Raw genomic sequence first — 24,188 nt, forward strand, 5'->3', positions numbered from 1 at the left:
GATACTGTGAACACGACACTGATCTTCTTCACGCTCCTCGTGCCAGTCTCGGGCTTTATTGCCTGGGCCGGGGACAAGATCGGTCACGTGATCGGCAAGCGTCGCCACTCCCTGCTGGGGCTCCGGCCTCGTCACACCGCGACCCTGGTCACCATTCTCTCGGGTGTCGGGATCGCGGCGGCCTCGTTTGGGATGATGTTTGCCTCCAGTGCCAGCTTCCGCGATGTGATCCAGCGGGGCGGTCAGCTCCGGCGTGAGAACGAGGAGCTTGGCCAGCAGATTCGCCAGTCCGGCCAGCGGGTTCGGCTTCTCCAGCACGAGGCGACCCTGGCCGAGCAAGAGCAAAAGAAGGCGGAGCAGGCACGGGCTGAGGCGACCAAGCGCCGCAACGAAGCGGAGGCAAAGTTTACCAGCGCGAGCTCATCGCTGACCCTGGCTGAGGTGAGCCTGCTGGAGGAGAAGAGCCGCCTCGGGCGCACTCAGGCATCGCTGGAGGCCGCCCAGGAGCGGGTCGCGCAGGCACGGAGCGCACTCGATGAGGCCCGTCAGCGCCGCGAGCACGCCGAGGTCGCAGCGAAACTGGTGGAGGGACGGCTCGCGGCGGCGCGTGAGGAGGCCCGCAAGGCGCAGGGACTTGCGGACCGTGCGACAAGCGAGTTCAACCTCGTGGTTCAGGAGCAGAAGCGGCGTCTAGAGGGGCAGCGCGGGGAGCTGGAGCGCCTCAACACTCAGGTGTCGGAGCAGACACAGCGGCTCAGTGACCAGCAGCGCACTCTGGAGAACCAGAGCACTCAGGCCACCCAGCAGAAGCGTGAGGTAGGGCGCCTCGCCATGGAGCTGGAGCTCCTGGAGAAGCAGCGGCAGGAGCTGGAGAAGCGCCGCAACGAGGCCCAGGACTCGCTCAACGAGGTCCTTAAGGTTACCATTGCGCTCCGCAACGGGCAGATTAGCTACCGTGTCGGGGAAGAGGTTGCCCGCCTCTCGGTGCCCAGTGGCAATGAGTGGAAGGTGCACAACATCCTCGAGGGCCTGCTGATGACCGCATCCCGCCAGGCAGAGAAGCGGGGTGCCCGCACGGCACCAGGAGGGATTCGGGCGGTCTGGATCCCCGAGCGGCAGATCCAGGGCGACGATGGCAAGGTGCAGAACCTGGCCGAGGTGGATGCCCTCCACACGGCGGCCAAGAACATCAGCAAGTCCAAAGAGGAAGTGGTGGTCGTGGTGACGGCGGTGGGCAATGCGGTGGTGGGGGAGCCCGTGCCCGTGGACATCAAGACCTGGCGCAACCCGCTCATCCTCACGGCGGGACAGTCGCTGGGGGAGCTGACGGTCGATGGGAACAAGCCGGGGGCGGAGCTGGCGGAGACCCTCTCACGGTTTCTGCGTGGTGAGGTGCGCAAGCGGCTGCTGGAGGCGGGGACGATTCCCATCGGGGACACAGGGGAGCAGAGTGTGGGGGAGACCAGCTTGGACACGCTCCTGAAGGCGCTCGACTCCGTGCGCTCCCTGCACGCCCGCGCCCGTGTGACTGTCCGCGCCGCCCGTGACCTGCGTGCCGCGGACCCGGTCGCGCTGGAGTTCGAGATCAAGCCCGTGGAGGCACCGGTCGTGCCCCCGTTCCAGCACCAGCCGTGAGAGTTCTCGCCATCGATCCGGGAAGCGCCAAGTGCGGAGTCGCAGTGGTGGAGCCCGGCCAGCTCTTGCACCGGGAGATTGTCGCCCGGGACCAGCTTCTTGTCAGGGTCGCAGCGCTTCGGGCACAGCTTACTCCTGATGTGATTGTCCTGGGCGATGGCACTCAGAGTGGGGCGCTCCTCACCGCTCTGCCAGAGGCGCGGCTTGTGAAGGAGGCCTACACCAGCCAGCGTGCCCGTGAGCGCCTGCGTCGAAGCCTGCCTTGGTGGAGGCGCGTTCTCCCTCTGAGTGCCCCCTACGACGATCTCGTTGCCGTGATTCTCGCCGAAGACTGGCTGGCACAGCAGGAATCCCCGTGCGAGTCGCCGAACTCTCCGGCATGAAACGATTGCTTTTTCTTGCCGCAACGGTTGCCTTGGCGACAGCGGCGCACGCCGATGTCAAGCTCCCCGCGATCCTCAACGAGGGCATGGTCCTCCAGCGAAGCGCCCCCCTGAACTTCTGGGGCTGGGCCGATGACGGGGAGCAGGTGACGGTAGAGTTCCTCGGGCAGAAGAAGACGGTCACGGCCAAGAACGGCAAGTGGGAGCTCACGCTCAAGGCCATTCGTACCGCAGGCGGCCCCTTCCCCCTGACCATCTCCGGTAAGAACAAGATCGAGTTTAAGGATATTCTAGTGGGAGAGGTCTGGGTCTGCTCGGGGCAGAGCAACATGGAGTGGACACTCAAGAACTCGTTCCAGTCCGACGGCGATATCGCCAAGTCTGCCAACCCGAACCTGCGGCTCTTCATGGTCAAGAACACCCGCTCCGATAGCCCCAAGCAGGATGTCGAGGTCCAGCAGCCCTGGGGAGCGGCCTCGCCGGAGACCGCCGCGGGGTTCTCGGCGGTGGGCTACTACTTCGGGCGGATGCTCCAGGAGAAGCTGGGGGTCCCCATCGGCCTGATCTCCTCCGACTGGGGCGGCACCCCCGCAGAGGCCTGGACCCCGGAAGAGAGGCTCACGAGCAACCCCGAGCTGAAGAAGATTGTCGAGAGCTACCCCGCGGCCCGGGCCCGCTACGACGAGCAGCTGAAAAAGTGGGAGGCGGACTCCGCGCAGGCAAAGGCCGAGGGCAAGCGCGCACCAAACCGCCCCAACCTCTGGCGCTACTCCGAGCTCTACAACGCCATGATCGCCCCGATCACCCACTTTGGGATTCGTGGCGCGATCTGGTACCAGGGCGAGTCCAATGCCAGCCGCGCGATGCAGTACCGTGAGCTCTTCCCGACCATGATCGAGAGCTGGCGCTCGGTCTGGGACAAGAAGGACATGCCGTTCTATCTCGTCCAGCTCGCTCCCTACCAGGGAACCGGCTCGCCCAAGACCGAGTACGCCGAGCTTCGGGAGGCCCAGACCCTCGCGACCCAGCGCCTCAAGAACGTGGGGATGGCGGTGATCACGGACGTGGGGGAGGAGAAAGATATCCACCCCAAGAAGAAGCAGCCCGTGGGGGAGCGCCTGGCGCTACTGGCGCGGCGCGATCTCTACAAAGAGAAGGGCTTAGTGGCTCAGGGGCCCAGCATGAAGAAGGTGTCGTTCGACGGGGCCAAGGCGGTCGTGACCTTTGAGAACACGGGCACGGGCCTAATGGCAGCGTCCACGGACTCGCTGGGCAATAGTGTCGAGGCGGGCAAGGTGGTCGGCTTTACGGTCGCGGGCAGTGACGGTGTCTTCTACCCCGCCGAGGCCGTGCTGGAGGGGACGGACCGGGTCGTGGTGACCTGCGCTCAGGTACCCAGCCCCAAGGCGGTGCGCTACGCCTTTATCAACTTCCCGATCACCAATCTCTGGAACAAGGAAGGCCTGCCCGCCAACCCCTTCCGCTCGGACATGCCGAAGTGAGTCCGACCCAAGGCCTCGCTCAGCAGCCCTTGAATTCCTTCCTAGAGGCCGATGCGGCGCGCGCCGATGACGAGCTCAACCGGGTGTATGGGCTGCTGGTGGCGGCGCTTGCGAAGAATCCGAAGGGCACGACGGCGCTCCGCAGTGCCCAGCGTGCCTGGCTGGTCTTTCGCGATGCCGAGGTAAAGGCGGCGGGCGAGGCCTTTGGCGAGGGCACCGGGCGGCGTCAGGTAGAGGCGGGGACCCTGGGGCGCTTGCTTCAGGAGAGAAATGCCTGGCTCCTGCTGGCGCTGGCGGGCAAGTCGGCACTGGGCTCGGGCAAGGAGCGCGCGGCGGCAGATGCCCAGCTCAATGCCCTATGGAAGACCCATGAGGGGACGAGCCGGGGGCCGCAGCGGGCTTGGCTGGCCTGGCGCGATGCCGAGGTCGCGTTCTGGAGTGTCTACCGCGGGGAGAGCACCAAAGACGCTGTCCTTACCCGGCTGACCTGGGAGCGCTGCCGAGCCCTGAGCGGGGGCTAAGCCTTGGGGAGTGCGTGGACAAGCTGATCGAGCTCCTCCCGCGAGGCGGGAAGTGCCCCCAGAGGCCCCACACGCTCTAGGAGCTGCTGGGTGCCCTGGCGCTCAAAGGCCGTGCGGTGGTAGGGCAGAAGCGTCTCCACCGCCAGCAAGATCCGTAGATAACCGGGCGTCAGGTGCTTGCGATCTGGGAGCCAGGAAGCAGCGGCGAGCGTGTCGAGACAGACCAAGACACGCCCAAAGTCCCGCTGCTGCCACAGGGGGAGCAGGCACGCGGTGGCACGCTCCCACGCCGCCTCGTAGTGCCCCGATGCCAGGAGCCAGGTCGCCTCGATCGAGCAGACAATGTTCTCCACCGAGGTAAAGCGGAGCGTGTCCAGCACCGCTTGGCTCTTGTCGAGCAGGAGCCGTGCAGCAGGCAGTGCCTCTTGCTGGAGGTGGGCGATCGCTTGCAGGTAGTACAGGGTGGCGACCTGGCTATCGGGAGCTGTGGTTCTCTGGAGGTGCTGAGTGAGGGTCTGCTGGCACTGCTGGAGTGCTTCTTGCGCCCGACCGAGCCGCAGATAGGTCCAGATCTGGCTAATGCGTGCCTGCTCGCGGATATGGGCGGGGGTCTGGGGGTGGCTTTCGCAGCGACCGTTGAGCACCAGGGCCTCGTCGAGCTGCCCCGCTTTTTCATGCCAGTGTGCCAGCGCCAGCAGCCACTCGGGATTGTTCTCGCGCTCGGAAGCCGACAGGAGAGAGTCCGCCTTTGCCAGCCAGGTCGTTGCGGACTCCAGCCGCTGCTGGTAGAGCTCGAGGTGGAGCAGGTGTGCCAGGAGGGAGAGAGGAGTCTCGCCCCCCGCTCCTGCCGCCAAGCAAGCATCGATGTAGCCCCCGAGCTGCTCGCGTGCCTCGTCGAAGCCTGCGTAGACCCACCAGTAGCCCAGCTGGCTCAGGAGCATCGTAGCCAGGGAGTCGAGCTGCTGGGTCTGCCGAAGGTGCGCCATGGCTTGGAGGATATTCTCCCGCTCCCGTGGCGACTTCATCTGCGGGGAGTCCTGGCGAAGCTGGGCGAGGTACCACTCCGCGTGCCGCTGGCGTGCTTCGTCCCACGCCTCCGGGGCGAGCTGGGAGCGCGCAAAGCTACGAACTGCCTCCAGCAGGCGGTAGCGCGGCTCCGGCGTGGTCTCAATCACGAGCAGCGAGGCCGCCTGGAGCTCATCGCTGGCATCGAGGGCGAGCTCTCCTCCCACGGCCTCGGCGGCCTCCAAGCACCAGCCGCCCCGGAAGACCGCGAGGAGGGGCAGGAACCGCTGTGCCTCGGGGGAGAGCAGCTCGTAGCTCCACTCGATGGTTGCGTGGAGCGAGAGCTGGCGTGCAGGGACATCCTTGCTGCGGTTGACCAGGAGGTCGAAGCGGTCCTCGATTCGGGCAAGGATCTGCCCCAGAGAGAGAACTCCCGTGCGTGCCGCGGCCATCTCCAGCGCGAGGGGAAGTCCATCGAGGCGCTGACAGAGGGTGCGTATCTGTGCGACAGTCTCGTCGCTGGCCTCAAACTCGGGGCGGAGCTGGCGCACTCGCTCAAGAAAGAGAGCCACCCCCGCCTCGGTGCTAAGGGGGGAGAGCGTGATCACTTGCTCGCCGCGCAGGCTGAGCCGGCGCCGGGAGGTCACCAGGAGCCGCACCGACGGGGCCTGCTCCAGCAGAAAGCGCAGGATGGGGTGGAGCGTCTGGTTGTCGAGCTGCTCCAGGTTGTCGAGAACCAGCAGGGTGGGGTAGCGCCCGAGTGCTGCGACCACGCGGCGGGGGATATCCTCGGGGCCACTGCCGGGCAAGGGGCTGGGAAGCGCGACCCCGAGGCGCTCGAGCTGGCTTGCCAGCAGGGGCCAGAGGCGCAAGGGATCGGTCTCCTCCTCCATGCCCAGAAAGAGCACCAAGAGAAAGTGGGCTGTGGCGGCGAGCTGATGGGCGGCCTCCAGGGCTAGGTGGGTCTTGCCCGTGCCTCCTGCGCCAAGGAGAGTCAGCAGGCGCGCTTGTGGCACCCGCTCACAGAGCAGTGCCCGCTCCGCCTCACGGCCCACGAGGGAGGTGAGCGGAGTGGGCAGTGACGACCGTCGGCTGGGCTCGGTGCGGAGCGGGGGGAACTCCGAGAGGAGCTGGGGGTGACAGAGCTGGTAGATCGTCTCGGGGTGCTCGATATCCTTGAGGGTGTGCTGTCCTAGGTCGCGTAGGGTGCAGTCAGCAGGACACGCCTCGCCCAGCACGCTTGTGGTGGTCTCTGAGAGTAGGACTTGGCCGCCATGCCCTACGGCGAGAAGCCGGGCCACACGGTTGAGGGTCGGGCCAAAGTAGTCGTGGTCCCGTGCCTCCGCAGCCCCACTATGAAGCGCGATGCGGACACGGAGCTCAGAGTCTCCCGCGAAGGTCAAGGGCTGGCTCTGGAGCGCACGCTGGATCTGCAGGCTAGCACGGAGCGCCGCGACAGGCTCGGGAAAGACCGTACAAAACGCATCGCCGATTGTCTTGAAAACCTGCCCCCCTGCCGCTTCGACTTGGGTGCGGAGGAGGGCATCGTGGTGCTGGAGAGCCTGCCGCATCTCCTCAGGATGGCTCTCCCAGAGACGTGTGCTGCCCTCAATATCGGTGAAGAGGAAGGTTTGCATGAGTTGCGTGTGAACCGGAGGCGACTGGAGTGGTCCCGAGGCTATTATAGCAGAACGAGAATTTTCTGAGAAGCGGTTGACGGCCGTGGGACAACCAGGTATGATCGCCGGGTAGCCCTCTCCGCAAGGTGGCAGTGTGTGGCACATGTCGGAGAAGGGAACTTAGAATGATATATCGGATTTTGACGGGTGTGCTGTGTGCCTTGGTCTTTGCGGGAGCTGCCCAAGCGCAGACGACTGTCTTTGACTCCTTGACCAATCGGACGTCGACAAGTATACCGGCGGCGACCAATACGTTCATGGGGCAGATCTTTAGTGTGGCGTCTCCGGGGAGCTTCTTGCTCAGTAGCTTTCAGGTGGCGATTGTCAACGGGACCGGAACCAACTTCGCCAGCACCACGACATTTCGGCTCCGAACCCAGTTCTACGGTGCGGCAAATACCGGTGCCTCTCCTGTCTTTAGTAGCCCGGTAGGCTCGACCATCTCGGTGAACTTTACCAACTTTGCTTGGACATCAGGAACCTTCACGACGCTCACGGTCAACCTAGGCACTCCGCTCCTGATTCCCTCCACACCGACAACCAACCTGGGTGTGGTCTTTAACCTTCAGGCCGATACCGGAGCTGGCTTCGTCTCCCAAGACAACTTGACCGTCGCTGTTCGGGGCGGTGGCACCAACCCTGCCCCCCTGATCGGTGCCTTTACCGGCTACACCAGCCCCAACTACGGCTACCTGCGCAACGCCTCGGGGCGCACCGACTTTAACTTCGACTCCACCGATGCCCGCAGTATCGGTGTCAATAGTGGCCTCGCGTTCCGGTTGATCGCCGCGGCACCGGAGCCTTCCACCCTCGCCCTCTCTCTCTTGGGGGTAGCAAGCGCTGGGGGGCTGCTGCGACGCCGGCGGCAAGGCTAGGCAAACTACTGGCAAACGGACGGGCTTGACGGTACGATACGACATGTCTATTACGATCGAAGTGTCTGAGGAAACGGCTGCTGCGATACAGGCAACCCCTGAGGGGCTGGAGCGCGCCCGTGAGCTTCTGGAGGCTGCGTTCGAGGCTCCTGACGAGGAGACGCTTGCAGGGCTTCGGCGCGGGCTCGCGGACATTGTCGCAGGCCGTACAGCGCCACTAGAGGAGTCCTACACACGGGGGCGGGAAGCGCTTGTGGCAAGGATGCAACAAACAAAGTGAAGCGCTATGCTATCCGTTTCTCTCAAGAAGCGGAGCAAAATGCAATCGCTGAGGCGCACGCACTCTTTGAGCACACAGGAGACCAGCAGGCTGGGCAGCGCTCCACGAGGCGTTTTATCGTGCGGCAGGGGCACTGGCGACCCTGCCCGAGCGCCATTCCATCCGTGAGAGTGAATCAGAGCTCCTGGGCTTTGAGGTGCGGCGGCTCCTAGTCCAAGGGCGATTTCTGCTCTTCTATCGAGTCGAGGAGGCGCTGGATGGTCCCGTTGTCTTTGTCGTCTTTATTCGGTCCGGATTTCGTGATGGTTTAACATCCGACGAAGCGCGACGTATCCTGCAAAACCAGCTACCCTAGAGGCAAACTTGCTGGCAAACGGGCGGGCTTGGCGGTAGGATGAAGGCGCATGTCCGACTCCCCCTTGCCCTCTCCCACCCCAAAATCTATCGATCTGGATGAGCTCTCCGCAGGGCTCAATGCCCAGCAGTTTGAGGCCTACGCGCACACCAAGGGCGCGGCGCTTGTGTTGGCGGGGGCGGGCTCGGGCAAGACCACGGTGCTCATCCGGCGGATCGCACGCCTGATCGCGGAGGGCGTGCCTCCTGAGAAGATCCTGGTCACGACCTTTACCCGCCGCGCCGCCGATGACATGAGCGAGCGCTTGGTCAAGCTCCTGGGAGAAGAGGCGGTGGTCGGGCTGTGGATCGGGACGTTCCACTCGCACTGCCTGCGGATTCTGAAAAAAGAATGGGCCGAGCGCTTCGGCAAAGAGGGGCGCTTCGACCTGGCCGACGAGTACTGGCAAAAGCGGGTCTGTCGCGCCATTCTGGGCAAGATGGGCGACTACAAGTCCCTGCCTCAGCCGCCCTTTGGCCAGAACATGAAGCTCGATCCCAAGCTGGCGCTCCTGGCGATCTCAACCGCCAAGAACAGCGGCTTCGACTGCGAGCAGGGCGAGACCGCCCTCACCAAGATCTACCCGGACTGGGAGGAGCCGCAGGTACACAGTGTCGCCAAGTTCTGGCGCTGCTACGAGCAGGCCAAGCAGAAGGAGTTCGATGTCCTCTCCAAGGTGCCCGCCCGCCGCCTAGACTTCGACGATCTTCTCGTGGAGGCGCTGTATCTCCTGCGTGACGATAAAAAAGCCCAGGAGGAGTACCTCAGCAAGTTCGACTATCTCTTGGTGGACGAGACCCAGGACACGAGCGAGGTGCAGTGGCAGCTGGCCCGGCTGCTTGCTAAGAAGCACGGCAACCTGTTTATTGTGGGGGATGTGGGGCAGAGTATCTACGGCTTCCGTGGCTGTGATCCCAAGCGCACGGTGATGGGCTTTCAGGCGAGCTACCCCAACGGGGAGATCATCCGCCTGCCCGCCAACTACCGCTCGCAAGGGACTGTCGTGACGGTCGCCAATGAGCTGATCGCCCACGCGGACCTCGACGACCGCTACCGCCTCCTGATGGAGCCCACCCGGCTCTCGGCGCAGGAGCCCTGGCTCTCGCAGCACCTGGATGCCGAGGCGGAGGCCCTCTGGGTGGTGGAGCGCCTGCGGGAGCAGCTGAGCACCGAGCCCAACATGGCCTTCCGGGACTTCGCTCTGCTCTACCGCACCAATGCCTACTCGCGCTGCTTCGAGGACGCGCTCATCAACGCGGGGATTCCCTACCAGATCACCGGCGGCACGAGTTTTTACAATCGCAAAGAAGTCAAAGACCTGCTGGCCTACCTGCAGCTCTCGGTCGATCCCAACTCCGAGGCGGGCACGGAGGCGTGCAAGCGTATCCTCAATATCGCCAGTAAGAAGTTTGGCCGCCCGACCCGCTCGCTGGGGATGGGCTTTATCAAGAAAGTGGAGGAGCAGGCGGAGAAGAACAAGTGCTCGTTCTACGAGATGCTGAAAAAAGGGGTCTACACCACCCAGCAAGAAGTGGCGATCCTAGACTTCCGCAAGCAGATCAAGGAGATCCACGAGGCAGGCGAGACCGCCCAGACCCGCCTCATGGCCGCGCGGCTCTCGGGCTACGACGACTTCATTGTCAATGAGGACGGCGACAGCGAGGACGAGGGCGAGGGCTCTAGCCGCCTGGACAACCTCGATGAGCTGGTCGCGGCGAGCCAGCGCTTCTTCGCGCCCGAGGCGATGCTGACCTTTGTGGGCGGGCAGATCCGCAAGGCCAAAGACGCTGGCAAGGGGCAAGACGCGGTGAACCTGATGACGGTGCACAAGTCCAAGGGGCTGGAGTGGCGCTGTGTCTTTGTGGTCGGCTTTGCGATGAACCTGCTCCCGCACCACCGCAGCCTGCGCTATGTCGATGGCGAGCTCCTCCCGGACTCGCTGGAGGAAGAGCGCCGGATCGCCTACGTGGCCATCACCCGCGCCAAGGAGCAGTTCGCCCTCTCATGGCCGCAGTACCACAACGCCAAGGCCCTGGGACCATCGCCGTTTCTGATCGAGATGCCGACTCTGGCCCCGCTAGTGGACGATGCCCTGCGCTCGCAGCACAAAGAGGACGACGATGCCCAGGCCCTCGCCGACGAGGAGTTCGAGGAGTAGAGCAGGGCCACCCGCTTAGCGAAGCTCCCATACCTCGACTTGGTTGGCCTGAAAGACCCGCGTCCCGCGCTCCTGGGCGAGGCGCTGGCTGAAGCGAACCTGGTTCTCGGTGGGAAAGAGGGACGGGGCAGGCTGCGGTGCGCTCCCCACGACGAGATGCGTGATGCCTGCCTTGCGGACATCGGAAACAAAATCTTCGTAGCGGACGAGCCGGATCGCACCTTGCAGGTAGGGATGGGGGAGCCAGCAGGGGCGGTCGCAGTAGTAGGCCGTGTCCGCGACAAGAAGAATCCGAGCCGTGGGCGCGGTGTTCTGGTTGATCCAGGCAAGAGCCGGGTAGAGCGGTAGCTCACGGCGGAGAAAGCGCTCCCGCTCCTCCCTGCCCCCGATAATCGCCGGCAGAGCACGGGGCACGTCCCGTAGCGCTTGTGCCCCCACCAAGAGTGCCAGCAGGGCGGCAACCGCGGCGAGTGGGCGCACGTGCTGCAGGCGAAGTACGGCCAGCAGGGCAAGAACTGGGAGCGACGGGATCAGGTAGCGCGGGTAGGGCCCAACCAGCCAGAGAGTCAGGGCGAGCACCCCGAGCACGCTCCCCGCGAGCCGTCTCTCGACCACCGAAGCGGAGCGCCAGAGGCCAAAGGACAGCAGCGTGAGAGCGATCAGCACCCCACGAATCCCCTGCCGCGTGGTGGCGTCCCAGCTCTGGCTGCTTCCCCAGTTGTAGAGCTGGTTGAACGCCATGAAGATCTCGGACTGCCCCGACGGCCAGTCGCGTGTCGGGAAGACATGGGCTAGCGTGGGGTAGAGCGGGTTTCCGGTGAGCAGGGCCGCGCGGATAAAGTAGGGCAGTGCCGGCGCGAGCACCAGCGCTAGAAAGAGCACGCGGTCTCGGCCGGTGCGTGTGCCGCTGGCAAGGAGCAGAGACGGCCCCAAGGCGAGCATCGTGAGCTTGCACGAGCCCGCAAACCCGCTGAGGAGCGCGGCTAAGAGCCAGAGCTGGCGGTTGTCGCGCTGGAGAGCAAGCGTGAAGGCAAGCAGCGCCGCCGACACTTGAAAGGCAACCCCCAGGTCGATATAGGCCGAGCAAAACTCCCCGCGCGCCAGCAAGACCAGCGCCGCTCCTCCCAGCAAGCCCGCGGTTCGGTTTCCCAGGGCCGTCCCGAGTGTTGTCAGGGCAACCAGCGTCAGCGCCCCGAGTGCAAAGTGCAGCAGCTTGGCCGCCGTATCGCTCCAGAGGGCGAGCGGAAGTCCAAAGAGCATGTCCACGCCCATCGGCCACTGGGTCATGGTGAGGGTGGGGAGGTAGTCGAGGCGGCCTGTCCCCAGCCAGCGCTTGAGCGCCGTGAGGTGGTAGAACTGCCCATCGTGGTCGGTTACGGGAGCGGCTGCGAGCGGCAGGTAGCAGACGAGGGTAACCCCAAGCGCCCAGGCCAGCGGCTCACGCGGAAGGGAAATCTTCGGGAACGGCAGAAAGTCCCGTCGTGCCCAGAGCGCAAGGGCGAGCAGGCCAACCACAAGAGCAAGCGGCCGCGCCAGCCCGACCGCTCCCAGCCCAAAGAAGACATACGGAAGCGCCCCCAGTCCCAGTGCCAGTGCCAAAATCGGCTCCGCAGAGAGACCTTTCCCGAGGCGCACCAACCGTCGCCCCAGCGCCAGTGCCAGCCAGAGCAGTGCACTCACAAAGAGCGGATCGGTGAGCAGAGGGCAGGGAAGCATCGCCCCATTCTCCGGTGGCATTACTCTGGCCGAGGAGGCAGGCCGGCGTCTTGGGTATCGGCGGGGAGGGCAATGGCGGGGCGGCGCTCGGGGCGGGCGAGGTTGGCGAGCTGGTCAGGATTAAGAGGAGGAAAGGGTGGGAGAACCGGAGCCACCCAGAGCGTCCCCGGGCTAACAAACTCGGGACGCCCCAGAAGGTTGGAGTTGCGTGTCCAGACAGGAATCGCGTTCCAAGGATGGAGCCGGAGCTTCAGGAGGCGGTCGTCGCTGGTGAGTGAGCCAAGATAGCTCCCATCCCGCCGGAAGGTCTCCGTGCTCTCAGGGGCGACCCAGCCAATCGCCTTTGCCTGGTTGTCGTAGAGCAGGTTGCCCGCCTGGAGCGCGATCCAGTTGCCCTGGGAATCGAAGAGGTAGCGCACGTCGCGGCTGGTTCCCGGCGAGAAGCCCTCGGTGGCCACACCGCCGCCACAGCCAGAGAGCATGAGGCAGGCGAGCCCGGCGAGTAGTCGATAACGGTTCATAGGACAAACCTCCTGAGACAATTCTACCCTAGAACGTCGTGCCGAAGAGCGAGGCACCGGCCAGGTCGGTGCCGGTGAGGTTGGCCCCTTCAAAGGCCGCGCCCTCTAGGTCGCCGTCGGTGAACAGGGCGCGGGTGCAGTTGGCGTTTTCCAGGTGGGCGTTGGAGAGATTGGCGCGGGTAAAGTCGGCGTCGGTGAGGTTGGCACCCTCGAAGTGGGCATCCCGCAGCTTGGCGTCCACGGCCCTGAGGCCCGTCAGGTCCCGCCCCCGCAGGTCCACGCCACGCAGGTCGAGGCCGGAGAAGTCGCGGGTGGCGAGCGCGCGCTCCAGCACCTTGGGGTTGACGGTGGAGGCGATATAGCGCTCCTCGCGCCAGGGATCGGCACCGTTGTGGTAGCCGATCTCCCCCTCCCAGTACCCAAGTTTATCTTCCGCAAGCAGCTCGATCCGCTCCAGCCACTTGACCGACTTGTAGAAGTACCGCCCCGGCGTGACAATGCGCACCGGCCCGCCATGAATCTCGTCCAGCGGCGCGCCATCGGCGGTAAAGGCGACCAGGCAACCCAGCTCCAGCGCCTCGGCGAGCACCAGCGAGGTGCTGTGCTCGCGGTCCGAGCGTGCCACAAACGAGACAAACTGTGCCTCGGGGAGCGGGCCGCCACAGAGCGCGAGCAGGTCGGCCAGCAGAATCCCGGTGAAGGTCACGCCCAGCTTACTCCAGCGCGTCACACAGTGAATGTCGTGGGTCTGTGTCTGCTGTGGCAGGGCAAGGAGCGCCTCTAAACCAAACACCCGCCGTTCGGTCACGGCTCCGTGTACGGTTACGGTCCACGGCGCGGTGTCTCCCGCACGCGGCACCTTCTCCCCGACCACGGGCCACTTCCCCGGCGCGGCAAGTTTTTGGTTCGGCGGCAAGTTCATGGGGCTATTTTACCGGGGATTTGTGCGGGGATTGTGCGGGGATTGGAAATCCCCGGCACAGGGGAGGGAGCGCCCCGGGGGCGCGGAGAGGGCTTGTCTCTGCGTGTCCACGAGACGCTCCTCTTCTGTGCTGGGTAATTTATGCCCGGCTACTGCCCAGCTCAGAACCGTGCTAGTGGCTTCACCCCGCGCTCTGTCTCTGAGAGTGTTCTGATCTCTTGCCACAAGTCGTAGGTGAGGAGGGGCTCCCGTGCCCAAAAGCTCGCGTGGTACTCACCGTCGCCGCCGCCCCAGCTCCAGCTGTAGGCCCAGCCGGCTGTCTCTCCGAGCCGGATCAGCTCCTGTAGGTCGCTGTGGTCGGGGCGCTCAACATAGTCCTCCGGGTGCTTCTTTCGCGGCTCGTTACAATCGGCAAGTTGGCGTAGGAGAGCTCTGGGGTTGGCTAGCCCGGAGAGAACATAGCCTGAGAAGGGATCGTCGTGCTGACTCGTGCCGCAGAGAGTGTGAAAGATTGTTTGGTCTTTGCAGGTCACAAGCAACGCCCCAAAAGTTCGTCCATGGCTATCCCGCCACTCCCGACGACCCACTTCTGGGCACCAGCGCAGCGCCTTTTGTTGGGTGGGTGTGCCACATTCCAGCCCGTTCAAGAGGAGATACGGTGGGTTTTGCTCAACGATGCTCCGTCGCCATGCCCAAGTCCCCTCTGTCTTATAGTCGAAGAAGATCGCGCCCTTGAGCTGTTCCTCAAGGTTGGTTAGATTATCGTAGCGGGCAGAGATAATGTGATCAAGGGTATTGAGTTTCTTCCAGCTGCGGGTCTGCTTTTGGGCGGCGCAGTGGGCCACAAGCGCATCGGCGAGGGCGGCGTCCTCGGTGACAAAGGCGGTGATGTGCTCGCTGTAGCTGAAGTTCCAGGAGCAGAGTGCCCAGGTGAAGCTCGCCGCGAGGAGGTGGGCTTTTTTGATCAGTGCCTCTCGGTAGAGCGTCCCACTCGGAAACTCGACGGTGACTTCTGGCACGTCTCCGCGCCGTGCCCCGTGTAGTGCCTGGAGATTTGCGGTGGTGGTGGGGATGCTCTTGAAATCCTGCACGAAGAACGCGGGCTGGCCCTCGGCGGCGACAAACGCGGTGAGCGCGGCTTGAAGGTGCTCACTATGATGCCGTGGACTAAACAAGAGCAGGTGCATGCCAGGATTTTACCGGGGATTGTGCTGGGATTGGAAATCCCTGGCACAGGGGAGGGAGCGCCCCGGGGGCGCGGGGAGCAGAGTGCCTCTGCGCGTCCTCGGGACGCTCCTTTCTCTTCTGCCGGGTAATTTACTTCCCGGGCAGTGTGATGGGCTTGAGGGGCACCGTGCCGCCTGAGGGAAGCTTGACGGTCTCACTCTGGTGGTTGGGGCTGATTCCATTCTTGCCCTCTTTGCCCGCCCCGACCCAGTAGTGCTCACCCGGACGAAGCCCGGAGAAGCGGTAGTGTCCGGTGGCATCCGTGACTGCCTCGCCTTCCTGCTGTGAGTAACCGAGACCGCCTAGGCTTCGCGAGAGACGGACCGGGATACCCGCGAGTGGGGTGCCATTGGGGGCAACTACGGTACCTGTGAGCACTCCTGGCTTCTTGGTGAGGGAGAGCGTGAGCGCTTGACCTGGCGCGATAGAGATAGGCTCGCTGTAGCGTCCGTGGCTCTCCGCGGCGAGGGTGAACGGCTTGCGTGTGCGTAGCGGGATGGTGAAGCGCCCTGCGGCATCGGTCGTTAGGCCCTGAAAGGCGAACGCGTCCTCGAACTCCTTGCCTTCGATGCGTAGGGTTGCTCCCGCGACCGGCGCACCGCTGGTATCGCGCACGGTGCCGGTGACGGGTGGGAGAATCTCAGCCGTGGGGAGGATAAAGTCCTCGGTGTGGGCGGCATTTTGGGCAAGGGTGAAGGTGCGGTCTTTCTCCTTGGGGAGCGTGTAGCCCAGGGGAGGCTCGCCGCCTTGTAGGTAGAGATACTGCTCACCGGCGGGGACGCGCAGCTGGTAGCGACCGGCGTGGTCGGTCTTGGTCGTCTGTACCCACGCCGACGACTTGGGGTGCGCCGGGCCGTAGACACCGACGGAGTACCCGACAAGGGGGCGGTCGTCGGCACCGAGGACACGGCCCGAGATCAGGCAGCCACGCTCTAGGGTGAAGTCGATCCCCGTCAGGTTTTTTCCTGAGCGCACCGCGACTCCCTCGTGGGCACGCGTTGTCCAGTCGGGCGTCCCCGCAAGGTCGAGCGCGATGTTATAGTTTCCCGGAGGAACCCGAAGCGTGTAGTTCCCATGCCCGTCGGTCAGGCTTGTTCCCCAGCCCTCACTGTTGTTCATCCCTTGCGCATCGACTCGGACGAGGGTGCGGGGGGTGCCATCGGGGAAGAGGACGCGCCCGGAGACCTAGACGGCGTGGGGGAAGACAACGGGAGAGGGGGTGGTTTGTGTGGCACCCTGGCGGTAGTCGTAGGCGAGGAGCTTGGCAGCGTTGCAGTAGAGCTCACTGCCGATGCCAAGACGAAGCTGTGCCTCGGGAGGGAGATCGGTAAGCGTCGCAATACCCTCCGCGTCGGTGTGCGCAGTGACAAAGGGTAAGTAGGTCGCGTAGGATTCTGGCCCACCGAAATCCCCTGTTGAGAGGGTTTCGACGCCGATGCTTAGGTTGGCGAGGGGGCTTCCTGTCTCGTCTACGGCCTTCACTTGCAGACTCGTAGCGGTGGTGAGGGTGAGGTCTGCATCGGTTCGGTAGGTTCCCGCGGGGCCAAAACCGGCCTTGGTGACCACGATTGTAAAGCTCTCTCCTGTGTCTGTGATGGGAAACCGGTAGCGCCCCTCTGTATCGGTATCGCCAAGCCGGGCTATCTTGCGGTTTTCCCTTGTGCTACTCCGAAACCAGACCGTGGCTCCCACCGCAGGCGAGCCATCCGGCAGAGAGACACGTCCCCGGACTTCTTTGGGCCAGGTAGGTTCCCAAGAGTTAGCGGGGACAGGCTTGCCCTTGCCTGGAAGCGAGCGCTTGGGGGCGAGCAGCGCCACGAGACTAACCGAAGCGGCGGTGCCCAGCCCAATGCCGATGAGGGCGCGGCGGGTGAGGAGCTCCCGGCTGCGCGAGGTGTCGAGGATGGAGCGCACCCGCGCCTCCAAGCCCTTACCACTCTCTAGGGCGAGGGTGAGCCCAAGGGCTTCTTTGATCCAGAACGAGCGTAACGGTTTCATGACTTTCCTCCCGAGGCAGTGCGAGCAAACGAGACGAGATAGCCGGCGTAGTCCGGGGCCTGGACGCCGGAGCGTAGGACACGGTCGTCGCAGGCGGCTTCCAGCTCGGCGCGGAGCTGGCGGACGAGTAGATGGACAAGAGGGTGGAACCACCAGAGCGCGGCGCTGGCACGGGCCAGCAAGAGCACGAGCCAGTCCCGGCGGTGCAGGTGCACCAGCTCATGGAGCAAGGCAACCCGAAGCGCGGCGTCATCTGCCAGCGACGATTCCGGGAGCAGGACAACCCCACGCCACCAGCCAAAGGTCAGCGGAGAGGCGAGCGCTAGTGACTCACCAGCAATCCGAACCTGGGGGACACGCGCTAAGCGCAGGCGCTGTGCAAGGGCCACGACTTCGTCTCGGACCGCAGCAGGCGCGGGCTGGCTCTGGCGCACGAGCTGCTGCAGGCCGATGAGCCCAAAGACAAGCCGCAGCAGGCAGAGCACACTGCCCGACGCGAGAAACACCATACCGAGGCCCTCCCAGGGAAACGGGGCGGGTGGGGGAAGCGGCGTGGGCTCGGAGAGAGCGATGAACTCGGCGGCTGGTGCAGGGCGCAGGCTCGGCGTGCTCGTTGTCGTGGGCACTGGTTGTTTCGCGACAAGGGGCACAGGCTGAGGTTGTGCCTGCACCAGAATCGGAGCGGGTTGTAGTGGCTCGGTTGGGAGCGGCACGGAGATCAGCGGCGGAGCGACGAGGTGCAGAATCGGAAGCGCTGCCAGCCCGAGCAAGCCTGCGGTGTAGAGAGCGGCTCGGCGCGCGGCACTGGCACGTCGGAGGAGTCGGCCCAGGAGCAGAACCACCGCCAGCAAGAGTGTCGTCTTAGTGAGAAGAAGGAGCATCGTCGCTCTCCTTCCGTGCCGCCGCGATCAGCGCCTCCAGTGCCTCTAGCTCCGTCGGACTGACCGTGGTTTCGTCGTCGTTGAGCAGGGTCGCCATGAGCTCACGGGGCGAGCCGCCAAAGAATGTCCCGAGGAGCCCACGCAGAGCGCTCCGTGCCGCGGTTTTCGGGGAGCGGGTCGGGGCATAGATATACTGCCGCCCCGCCTCCCGGTGGCTGAGATGTCCTTTTTCCTCCAGAATCGAGAGCAGCTTACGGACGCTGTTGTAGCTGGGGCCAGTGCCGTCTGGGGCCGAGAGCGCTGCATGGATCTCCGCGACACTCGCCTCGCCTCGGGCATAGAGAATGTCCATGAGCTGTCGCTCACGTCGTGAGAAGTCACCGTTCATTTGCGAATATTTTCGCACATTGGGGATGTTGTGTCAAGGCGTATTGCGAATATTTTCGCAATTAATTCTTGTGTGGGTGGGTGCGGGCAATAAATTACCCGGCACAGGAAAAGGAGCGTCCCGAGGACGCGCAGAACACAAGCGCTCCCCGCGCCCCCGGGGCGCTCCCTCCCTTGTGCCGGGGATTTCCAATCCCCGCACAATCCCTGGCTATTGCCGCGTGGAGTAGATCTCTAGCACACGCTGAAAGACTGCGTCGGAGTGGAGCCAGGCCACATAGCGCGTGTAGCCCGCACTTCGCTTGTCCCAGAAGCTATTTCCGCCGTCGTTTTCATGGAGCGTGAGCAGGTTCGCACAAGCGGCAGCTGTGTCCTGCAAGAGAATATTAAGGCGCTCCGGCAGGTCATCAAGCAGGCTTCCCAGCCCACAGACTCGGTCGGCGGTGTCCCACTGCGCCTCTTCGGCAAACGAGGCAACCACGGCATCGAGGTAGCTCTGGAATGCCTCGCGGCGCGGCATGGGCCAGTGTTGCCAGCCATCCTGCGCCACTTTCTGGTAGATCAGCTCCGTGCACAAGACGCTCGTTTCATCGTGGGTGAGCTCGACCAGGCGGGGGAGAAAGTAGGCGAAGCTGTCTTCCGTAATCGTATTAAAGACCCCAAAATGGTAGTCTGAGAGGTCTTCGTCGGTGAGGGCACGCAGGGGCTTGGTGAGGAGCGGAGCGGTGTCGAGTTGCTTGAGGGGGCTATGAGGAATCACCGTCGGCCGTGGCGCATCGGCGAAGGCGGTGTAGAGCGCCTCAAGGGCAGCGGAAACGGCGGCTGTCATCTCGCCAAAACTATACCGCCTTTGAGGCAGGCGCCGTATTATTTGGGATAACTGAGATGGATACACTCAAACTTTTCGATGTGGTTGCGCTTTTGAAGGATCGGCCTGAAGAGGGGCTTGTGCGTGGGCAGGTCGGGGCCATTGTGGACGAAGATGCACCTGGTATCTTCGATGTGGAGTTTTCGGACACAGGGGAAAACCTACGCAATGGCGATTGTTCCTGCGGCTGAGCTAATGCGGCTTTGTCATCAGCTTGCTCATGCGGCATAGATGGTTTATGGATAGAGAAACGATTGAATCTGTTTTGGCAGCGGCACAAAGCTATGTGGCCTCGCTAGATGACGATGAAATGGGCTATGAGGAAATTGAGGCCGAAACTCAGCTCATTGATGCATTTGGGATTCAGGAAATAGGGAATGACGCTCATCGCTGTGTCACATGGCTCTGCGTGCTTGCTTCGCAGAAAGTGCTCTACGGTTGGGCAGCTCTGGAGTGTGAGGGCGATCTTCCCAGTCAAACGATTGAGGCTGTCTCCAAATGGGTTCAGGGAAAAGTCCAGCCCGCCGATTGGGAACCGCTATGTAATCCCGCTGAAGCCCGTCGCAACGGACGAGTTATCGTGGACTGCGATGCCTGCCGCGCGGAGCCTATCGCGAGTGCCGCTGCTCATACCGCTCGATTTGCGATAACTGCTTCTCCCGAAGATGCAGTTCAGGTGCTCAGTGATGTTTTTACGGCGATTAGTGAGGGAGTGTACTGGTCTGAGCGAGACCCGATGGACTTTCAAAAGTGGGTTGGGATGGTTGCCATACCTGCCGCTCTTGAACTTCGGCACCTCTCCGAAGCAGAGCTGTATTCGTAGGCGACGAAGCCTATTCGCCGCGCCCACGGGGCGCTCTCTCCCTTGTGCCGGGGCTTTCCAATCCCCGCGCACAGCCCCATCGACTGCCGCCGCCGCGCTAAAGATTCTTAAAGATTCTTCGGGGGCACTCATAACTATTCGGGAGATGAGGTATGATTTGAGCCAAATAAGCACCACTAGAGCTCTTGGACGTACCTTCGCACATGAACACCCGACGACAATTCCTGTCCCTAACTGCTCTCTCCCTTCTCTCCGCCGGTTGTGGCGGGGGCGGCTCGTTGGTTCCTGAGGCCTCCACCGGCCGTGCGACCATCCAGATCCTCTGGCCGGCTCGGGGCACGACACGGCTGATCCCCCTCCTGGCGCTGAGTATCCTGGTGGTAATCCAGCGTCCCGATGGCTCTGAGCTAGAGCGGCGTGTTCTGGACCGACCCGCCGTGGGAGACATCTCCACCACGACCTTCACGGCCCTCCCCAGTGGGACGCTCAATGTCGTGGCGACTGCCTTTCCCGAGCAGGGAGGGCTTGGGATCGCGCAGGCACGGGGGACGGCTGAGGCGGTCATTCGGACGAACACGACGACACCTCTGACACTCACGATGGGGACGACGATCACCCGGCTTGAGGTGATTCCCTCGCAGCTGATCCAGAACGAGACCGTGTTTCTGCGTGTCACGCCACGGGATGCGAGTGGCAATGTCGTGCTCACACCGCCGGACCGCCTGACCTTCACGTTCGAAGAGGGGGGGAGTACCGTGCAGTGGGACGCCGCGACAGGGCTGCTGACCCCGCAGAGTGTGACGACTGTCCGGGTCCGTGCGACCGAGGGAGAGTCCGGGGTCTCGGCGTCCCAGACCTGGAGTGTCCTCCCTTTGGTCGAGGGCCTTCAGACCTGGCAGATTCCTCACCTGGACCTTGCCTACGATCCGGGGCGCTACCTGCTCTGGCTGAGTGTCGCGGCCGACGGCGGCTCACGACCCAACTCCTTGGTCGCCGTTCACCCCGACACAGGCCAGGTGGTTCGCTCGATCACGCTCCCTTTCTCGCCCTTTCTGCTCTCGCTGAGCTCCGATGGCGAGACGATGCAAGTGGGGCAGCGCGACCGTACCCGTGTCTGGGCAGTGAACTTGACCACGGAGATCGTCAGCGCCACCGCGCTCACCCCGAGCCAGGCACACTACAACTTCACGGCACTCCCCGGGAGCCCCAGCAGCCTCATTAGCCTCGCCACGACCAAGGCCCTCACGGTCTACGACAGCGGGACGGCACGCACGGCCGCGGGGCAGGGCGAGCTCTCCCAGCCTCTGGCGACCGCCGATGGGAAGGCGGTCTTTGTGGGGATCGGGGGGGAGCTGCGACGCTATGCCGTGGCGGCGGGGGGGCTCACCCAGACCCATAGCATTACCTCGTCTGCCGTGCCCAACTACTTCCCCTACTCCACCACTCCGACCTTGCTGTTTACCAACGCGCTGGAGCTGCGGAGCCCCAGCACGCTGGAGGTTGTCCGCACCCTGGAGAGCCCCTTCTCGGGTGCGTTCACGGTCTACCCCGCCTATATTCTGGGCCACACGGTCGCGCCCGAGCGTGACCGAAACTATATCCTGTTTTGGACGGAGGGGGACTACCTGCACTTGCTTCGGTATGAGACCAGTACGGGCAACTTCCTCGGGGGCTACCGCCTGCCCACACCGAGTGTCGGAGGGGGCTTTGCCTACCTCTCCTCACCAACCTACTACCTCAACTACAGCAGCCGCTTCACCCTACTTCGTCCCGGACTCTTTGTCTTCCGGGGACTCGACAACCGGATCTACCGTGTCCAGATGCCGCCGGATAGCGTACAAACCAGCACGAACGGACAGATTATAGGAGGTATAAAGTAATGTCGAACTGGACACGACGGCAGTGTATTCAGCTCTCCCTTCTGGGGCTCTCGGGGCTCCTTGCGGGCTGTGGGGGAGGGGGCTCCGCGCTCCAGGACAACACCCCCGGGCGCCTCGTCCTGCGCGTGGACTGGCCAGAGCCGACGCGGCTGATCCCGCAGGCCACGGGCTACATCCAAGTGCGCGTGATGCAAGGAAACCTGGAGCTGGACCGGCAGACTCTCGTCCGCCCCAGTGGCGCGACCACCAGCGAGGTGACCTTTACCAATGTCCCCGCGGGCAACCTCACGGTAATTGGGGAGGCCTATCCCTACTCCTTCGATGCCCCTCTGGCGCGCGCGGAGTTCCCGGTGGTGATGGGAGCGGGGCAGAGCGTCCCTGTCACCCTGACCCTCGCCAGCACGATCCAGCGCATCACGATCTATCCGGGGAACTTCACCGACCTCGTCACCCGGCTCTACACCACACTCCGTGTGGCGGCGCGCGATGCCTCCAACCGGTACGTCCTCCTCACCAACTCACAGCTCACCTGGGAGAGTAGCGATAGCGCCATCGTCCTTCCCTCGACCACCGAGCCCCTGAAGTTCTTCTATGTGAAAGAGGGGACGGCCACACTGACGGTCCGGGATACCGAGTCGGGGGTGACGAGCACGACCCAGCTCACCTTGCAGACGGCGGCTCCCATCTCCGGAGTCCGAACCTTCACCGACTCCAAGCCCCACTATGTCCAGGTCTACGATGCGTCCACCGACACGCTGTACTCAACCCGCCCCATCTCCACCGGCACTGAGTTCGTCCGCCTAAACTGGACCGATGGGACCTTTACGCCCATCGGCTCGACAATCGGCGTTGCGACCCAGCTCATTGTCTCTCCGGAGCGTGGCCGGATCTACTTCACCGTCCGAAACAGCGCCGGCACCGACTATCGGCTGGGCTACTTCTCCTCGACAACGGGGGCGGTCACCATGCTCAACTACCCCGCTGGGAACCCGTTTACGGTTGTCTATCCCATCCCCAACGACCCCGAGGCCCTGTTTGTTCACCGGCTAACCACCAACGATATCGCGATCTTCGACCCGGCGACCCAGACCACACGCACCAAGGTCTTCTCCTCGACAAAGCCAACCTTCCTGGCAACCGAAGACACGGATCAAGTGGTTGTCTTCCAGCGGGTCACGGGGAGCCTGGGGACGATGTCCTGGATGACGCGGGTGAGTGCTACCGCGCAGGGGGTCGTCCCGCTGGACAACCTCTTGCCCGAAGCGGGTATCCGAGGCAATGTCGATAACAACATTATCTTTGCGGCCTCAGACAAGAAACAGATCTTCACCAGCAATATGCAGCGGCTGGACGCCCGAACCTATGGGTCTCTAGGGCTGGTCTTACCCACGACCGCCTACGGGTGTTTAGCCTTTGGATTTAACGCGGATAGTAGCCGGGGCTACTACCTAACCACGGGGGGAATCCCGGCAAGTGTCTCGTTTATGTTGGATGAGATCGACCTGACCCGGGGAGAGTTTGTCCGCACGAAGACCCTGATCGGCCACGTGGGTGTTCCGGGAAGCAACTACGTGACCTGGTGTGGCCCCCAGCGTATTGCGCTCTTTAGCTTCAACAACGCCTATGTCTCCCTCATCGATTTTTCCGTTCCCTAGAGGTTGTTATGAACTGAGGCCATTGATTTGCGGTAGTAGATTCAGGTGGTTTGCCTTCACCAGCATCAAGATGCCAAATACCAAGAAAGTCAAACCACCTACCGTCTCAGGCAGACGCTCGTAGTCACGAGCCAAACGCCGGAAGCGAGAGACCCAGGCAAAGGAGCGCTCTACTACCCAGCGACGAGGAAGAACCACAAAGCCCTTCTTCGCCTCAGGCAACTTGACTACTTCCAAACGGATACCATGATTCGACGCCGCAGAGGCAGCATCTTCACCAGTATAGCCCTGATCCACATAAGCCAACTCCACGTTTTGCCCTGTCACTTCCTGAACCTGAGTGCACAGTGCCTCGACCTGAGCGCGTTCCTGCTCATTGGCTGGGGTCACCACCAGGGTGAGCTGATAGCCCAGAGTATCCACGGCAATATGGGTTTTGCTTCCTTTTTTGCGTTTGCCCCTATCATAAGTTGAAGTAAAGGCGGCCTCGACGGTGAACCCTGCTGATTTCGAGGGACTGCGTGCTCTTCAGGAGGCGCTTGGGACTCGGTTTATCCGCGGTGTGTTGTTCTACAGTGGAGAGACGCTTCTCCCGTTTGGCGAGGGACTCTACGCCGTTCCTCTCTCTGCACTCTGGCACGGACTCTGAGCTACAGGTTACACGGAACCTTTCTCACGAATCGCTCATCCTGTCGTCAGGAGATTGCTTCGTGATTCTTTACTCGCTCGTTTTTCTTAGCCTTTCGGCTCTAGGCCAGGCGACTGCCGCAGGGCCACGGCCGCCGGCCTTAGATCGGCTCCAGGTCCCCATGACGCTCACCGATGGCACGAAAACTACCGTGGTTCGCACACGGAACGACCTGGGCTTTCGGCTTGTA

22 protein-coding genes and 1 pseudogene are annotated in these 24,188 nt (G+C 63.4%); 12 read left to right on the forward strand and 11 right to left on the reverse strand.

What is annotated here, in order from left to right; genetic code table 11:
- Positions 1–6: 6 nt before the first annotated feature.
- The 4 genes from HNQ39_RS24845 to HNQ39_RS24860 are packed head-to-tail and all read left to right on the forward strand — an operon-like array spanning position 7 to position 4,041.
- On the forward strand, positions 7–1,635 hold the full coding sequence (locus tag HNQ39_RS24845) for a DUF3084 domain-containing protein (protein WP_184203238.1): 1,629 nt from the start codon (positions 7–9) through the stop codon (positions 1,633–1,635).
- The gene (locus HNQ39_RS24850; RefSeq protein ID WP_184203240.1) at positions 1,632–2,018 is read left to right on the forward strand and encodes a hypothetical protein; all 387 of its coding nucleotides are present in this window, start codon (positions 1,632–1,634) and stop codon (positions 2,016–2,018) included. The genes HNQ39_RS24845 and HNQ39_RS24850 overlap by 4 nt, the downstream gene beginning before the upstream one ends.
- Entirely contained in the window at positions 2,015–3,520 is a 1,506-nt protein-coding gene (locus HNQ39_RS24855; RefSeq protein WP_184203242.1) for a sialate O-acetylesterase, read from the forward strand. The genes HNQ39_RS24850 and HNQ39_RS24855 overlap by 4 nt, the downstream gene beginning before the upstream one ends.
- Positions 3,517–4,041, forward strand: a complete 525-nt coding sequence (locus HNQ39_RS24860; protein ID WP_184203244.1) for a lysozyme inhibitor LprI family protein — start codon at positions 3,517–3,519, stop codon at positions 4,039–4,041. Before HNQ39_RS24855 ends, HNQ39_RS24860 begins: the two co-directional genes overlap by 4 nt.
- Here HNQ39_RS24860 and HNQ39_RS24865 read toward each other — a convergent pair.
- Positions 4,038–6,683 (reverse strand): ATP-binding protein, encoded by a 2,646-nt coding sequence (locus tag HNQ39_RS24865; protein ID WP_184203246.1) that lies wholly within the window; start codon positions 6,681–6,683, stop codon positions 4,038–4,040. The genes HNQ39_RS24860 and HNQ39_RS24865 overlap by 4 nt on opposite strands.
- Positions 6,684–6,850: 167 nt before the next feature.
- Between HNQ39_RS24865 and HNQ39_RS24870 the strand changes: the two genes are divergently transcribed.
- The 3 genes from HNQ39_RS24870 (at position 6,851) to HNQ39_RS24880 (ending at position 10,432) form a co-directional block, all read left to right on the forward strand.
- Complete coding sequence (locus tag HNQ39_RS24870) at positions 6,851–7,600, forward strand: PEP-CTERM sorting domain-containing protein (protein ID WP_184203248.1); 750 nt, start codon at positions 6,851–6,853, stop codon at positions 7,598–7,600.
- 43 nt (positions 7,601–7,643) lie between these two features.
- Positions 7,644–7,880 (forward strand): hypothetical protein, encoded by a 237-nt coding sequence (locus tag HNQ39_RS24875; RefSeq protein WP_184203250.1) that lies wholly within the window; start codon positions 7,644–7,646, stop codon positions 7,878–7,880.
- Positions 7,881–8,284: 404 nt separating this feature from the next.
- Positions 8,285–10,432 carry an ATP-dependent helicase gene (locus HNQ39_RS24880; protein WP_184203253.1) on the forward strand — a complete coding sequence of 716 codons (2,148 nt, stop codon included), beginning with the start codon at positions 8,285–8,287 and terminating at the stop codon, positions 10,430–10,432.
- 15 nt (positions 10,433–10,447) lie between these two features.
- Here HNQ39_RS24880 and HNQ39_RS24885 read toward each other — a convergent pair whose 3' ends face one another.
- The 9 genes from HNQ39_RS24885 to HNQ39_RS24925 all read right to left on the reverse strand — a co-directional run bounded on the left by HNQ39_RS24885 (position 10,448) and on the right by HNQ39_RS24925 (position 18,913).
- The gene (locus HNQ39_RS24885) at positions 10,448–12,148 is read right to left on the reverse strand and encodes a hypothetical protein (protein WP_184203255.1); all 1,701 of its coding nucleotides are present in this window, start codon (positions 12,146–12,148) and stop codon (positions 10,448–10,450) included.
- Positions 12,149–12,168: 20 nt separating this feature from the next.
- Complete coding sequence (locus HNQ39_RS24890; RefSeq protein ID WP_184203257.1) at positions 12,169–12,669, reverse strand: hypothetical protein; 501 nt, start codon at positions 12,667–12,669, stop codon at positions 12,169–12,171.
- A gap of 28 nt (positions 12,670–12,697) precedes the next feature.
- Positions 12,698–13,591, reverse strand: coding sequence for a molybdopterin-dependent oxidoreductase (locus HNQ39_RS24895; RefSeq protein WP_184203259.1), 894 nt, complete (start codon positions 13,589–13,591; stop codon positions 12,698–12,700).
- 161 nt (positions 13,592–13,752) lie between these two features.
- Entirely contained in the window at positions 13,753–14,778 is a 1,026-nt protein-coding gene (locus HNQ39_RS24900) for a hypothetical protein (protein ID WP_184203262.1), read from the reverse strand.
- Positions 14,779–14,908: 130 nt separating this feature from the next.
- Positions 14,909–15,937, reverse strand: a complete 1,029-nt coding sequence (locus HNQ39_RS30880; protein ID WP_184203264.1) for a carboxypeptidase regulatory-like domain-containing protein — start codon at positions 15,935–15,937, stop codon at positions 14,909–14,911.
- A 66-nt stretch (positions 15,938–16,003) separates the two neighbouring features.
- Complete coding sequence (locus HNQ39_RS24910; RefSeq protein ID WP_184203266.1) at positions 16,004–16,816, reverse strand: carboxypeptidase-like regulatory domain-containing protein; 813 nt, start codon at positions 16,814–16,816, stop codon at positions 16,004–16,006.
- Positions 16,813–17,697 (reverse strand): M56 family metallopeptidase, encoded by an 885-nt coding sequence (locus HNQ39_RS24915; RefSeq protein WP_184203268.1) that lies wholly within the window; start codon positions 17,695–17,697, stop codon positions 16,813–16,815. Before HNQ39_RS24915 ends, HNQ39_RS24910 begins: the two co-directional genes overlap by 4 nt.
- Positions 17,678–18,085 carry a BlaI/MecI/CopY family transcriptional regulator gene (locus HNQ39_RS24920; RefSeq protein ID WP_184203270.1) on the reverse strand — a complete coding sequence of 136 codons (408 nt, stop codon included), beginning with the start codon at positions 18,083–18,085 and terminating at the stop codon, positions 17,678–17,680. The genes HNQ39_RS24915 and HNQ39_RS24920 overlap by 20 nt, the downstream gene beginning before the upstream one ends.
- A gap of 210 nt (positions 18,086–18,295) precedes the next feature.
- Positions 18,296–18,913, reverse strand: coding sequence for a hypothetical protein (locus HNQ39_RS24925; RefSeq protein ID WP_184203273.1), 618 nt, complete (start codon positions 18,911–18,913; stop codon positions 18,296–18,298).
- A 56-nt stretch (positions 18,914–18,969) separates the two neighbouring features.
- On the opposite strand from HNQ39_RS24925, the gene HNQ39_RS24930 reads away from it, so the two are divergent.
- From HNQ39_RS24930 to HNQ39_RS24945, 4 genes are all read left to right on the forward strand, one after another.
- Positions 18,970–19,143 (forward strand): DUF4926 domain-containing protein, encoded by a 174-nt coding sequence (locus tag HNQ39_RS24930; protein WP_221290307.1) that lies wholly within the window; start codon positions 18,970–18,972, stop codon positions 19,141–19,143.
- Positions 19,144–19,190: 47 nt separating this feature from the next.
- Positions 19,191–19,775 (forward strand): hypothetical protein, encoded by a 585-nt coding sequence (locus HNQ39_RS24935; protein ID WP_184203275.1) that lies wholly within the window; start codon positions 19,191–19,193, stop codon positions 19,773–19,775.
- Between the two features lie 203 nt (positions 19,776–19,978).
- Positions 19,979–21,655: a YncE family protein gene (locus HNQ39_RS24940; RefSeq protein WP_184203277.1), complete on the forward strand. Its 1,677-nt coding sequence runs from the start codon at positions 19,979–19,981 to the stop codon at positions 21,653–21,655.
- Positions 21,655–23,310 carry an NHL repeat-containing protein gene (locus HNQ39_RS24945; protein ID WP_184203279.1) on the forward strand — a complete coding sequence of 552 codons (1,656 nt, stop codon included), beginning with the start codon at positions 21,655–21,657 and terminating at the stop codon, positions 23,308–23,310. Before HNQ39_RS24940 ends, HNQ39_RS24945 begins: the two co-directional genes overlap by 1 nt.
- Before the next feature lie 6 nt (positions 23,311–23,316).
- On the opposite strand, the pseudogene HNQ39_RS24950 reads toward HNQ39_RS24945, so the two are convergent.
- Positions 23,317–23,778: pseudogene (locus tag HNQ39_RS24950) on the reverse strand (transposase); the annotation flags it as partial.
- A 25-nt stretch (positions 23,779–23,803) separates the two neighbouring features.
- Here HNQ39_RS24950 and HNQ39_RS24955 point away from each other — a divergent pair.
- Positions 23,804–23,959 (forward strand): hypothetical protein, encoded by a 156-nt coding sequence (locus tag HNQ39_RS24955; RefSeq protein ID WP_184203281.1) that lies wholly within the window; start codon positions 23,804–23,806, stop codon positions 23,957–23,959.
- Positions 23,960–24,188 lie beyond the last annotated feature (229 nt).

The sequence above is a fragment of the Armatimonas rosea genome (assembly GCF_014202505.1).
Lineage (GTDB): Bacteria > Armatimonadota > Armatimonadia > Armatimonadales > Armatimonadaceae > Armatimonas > Armatimonas rosea.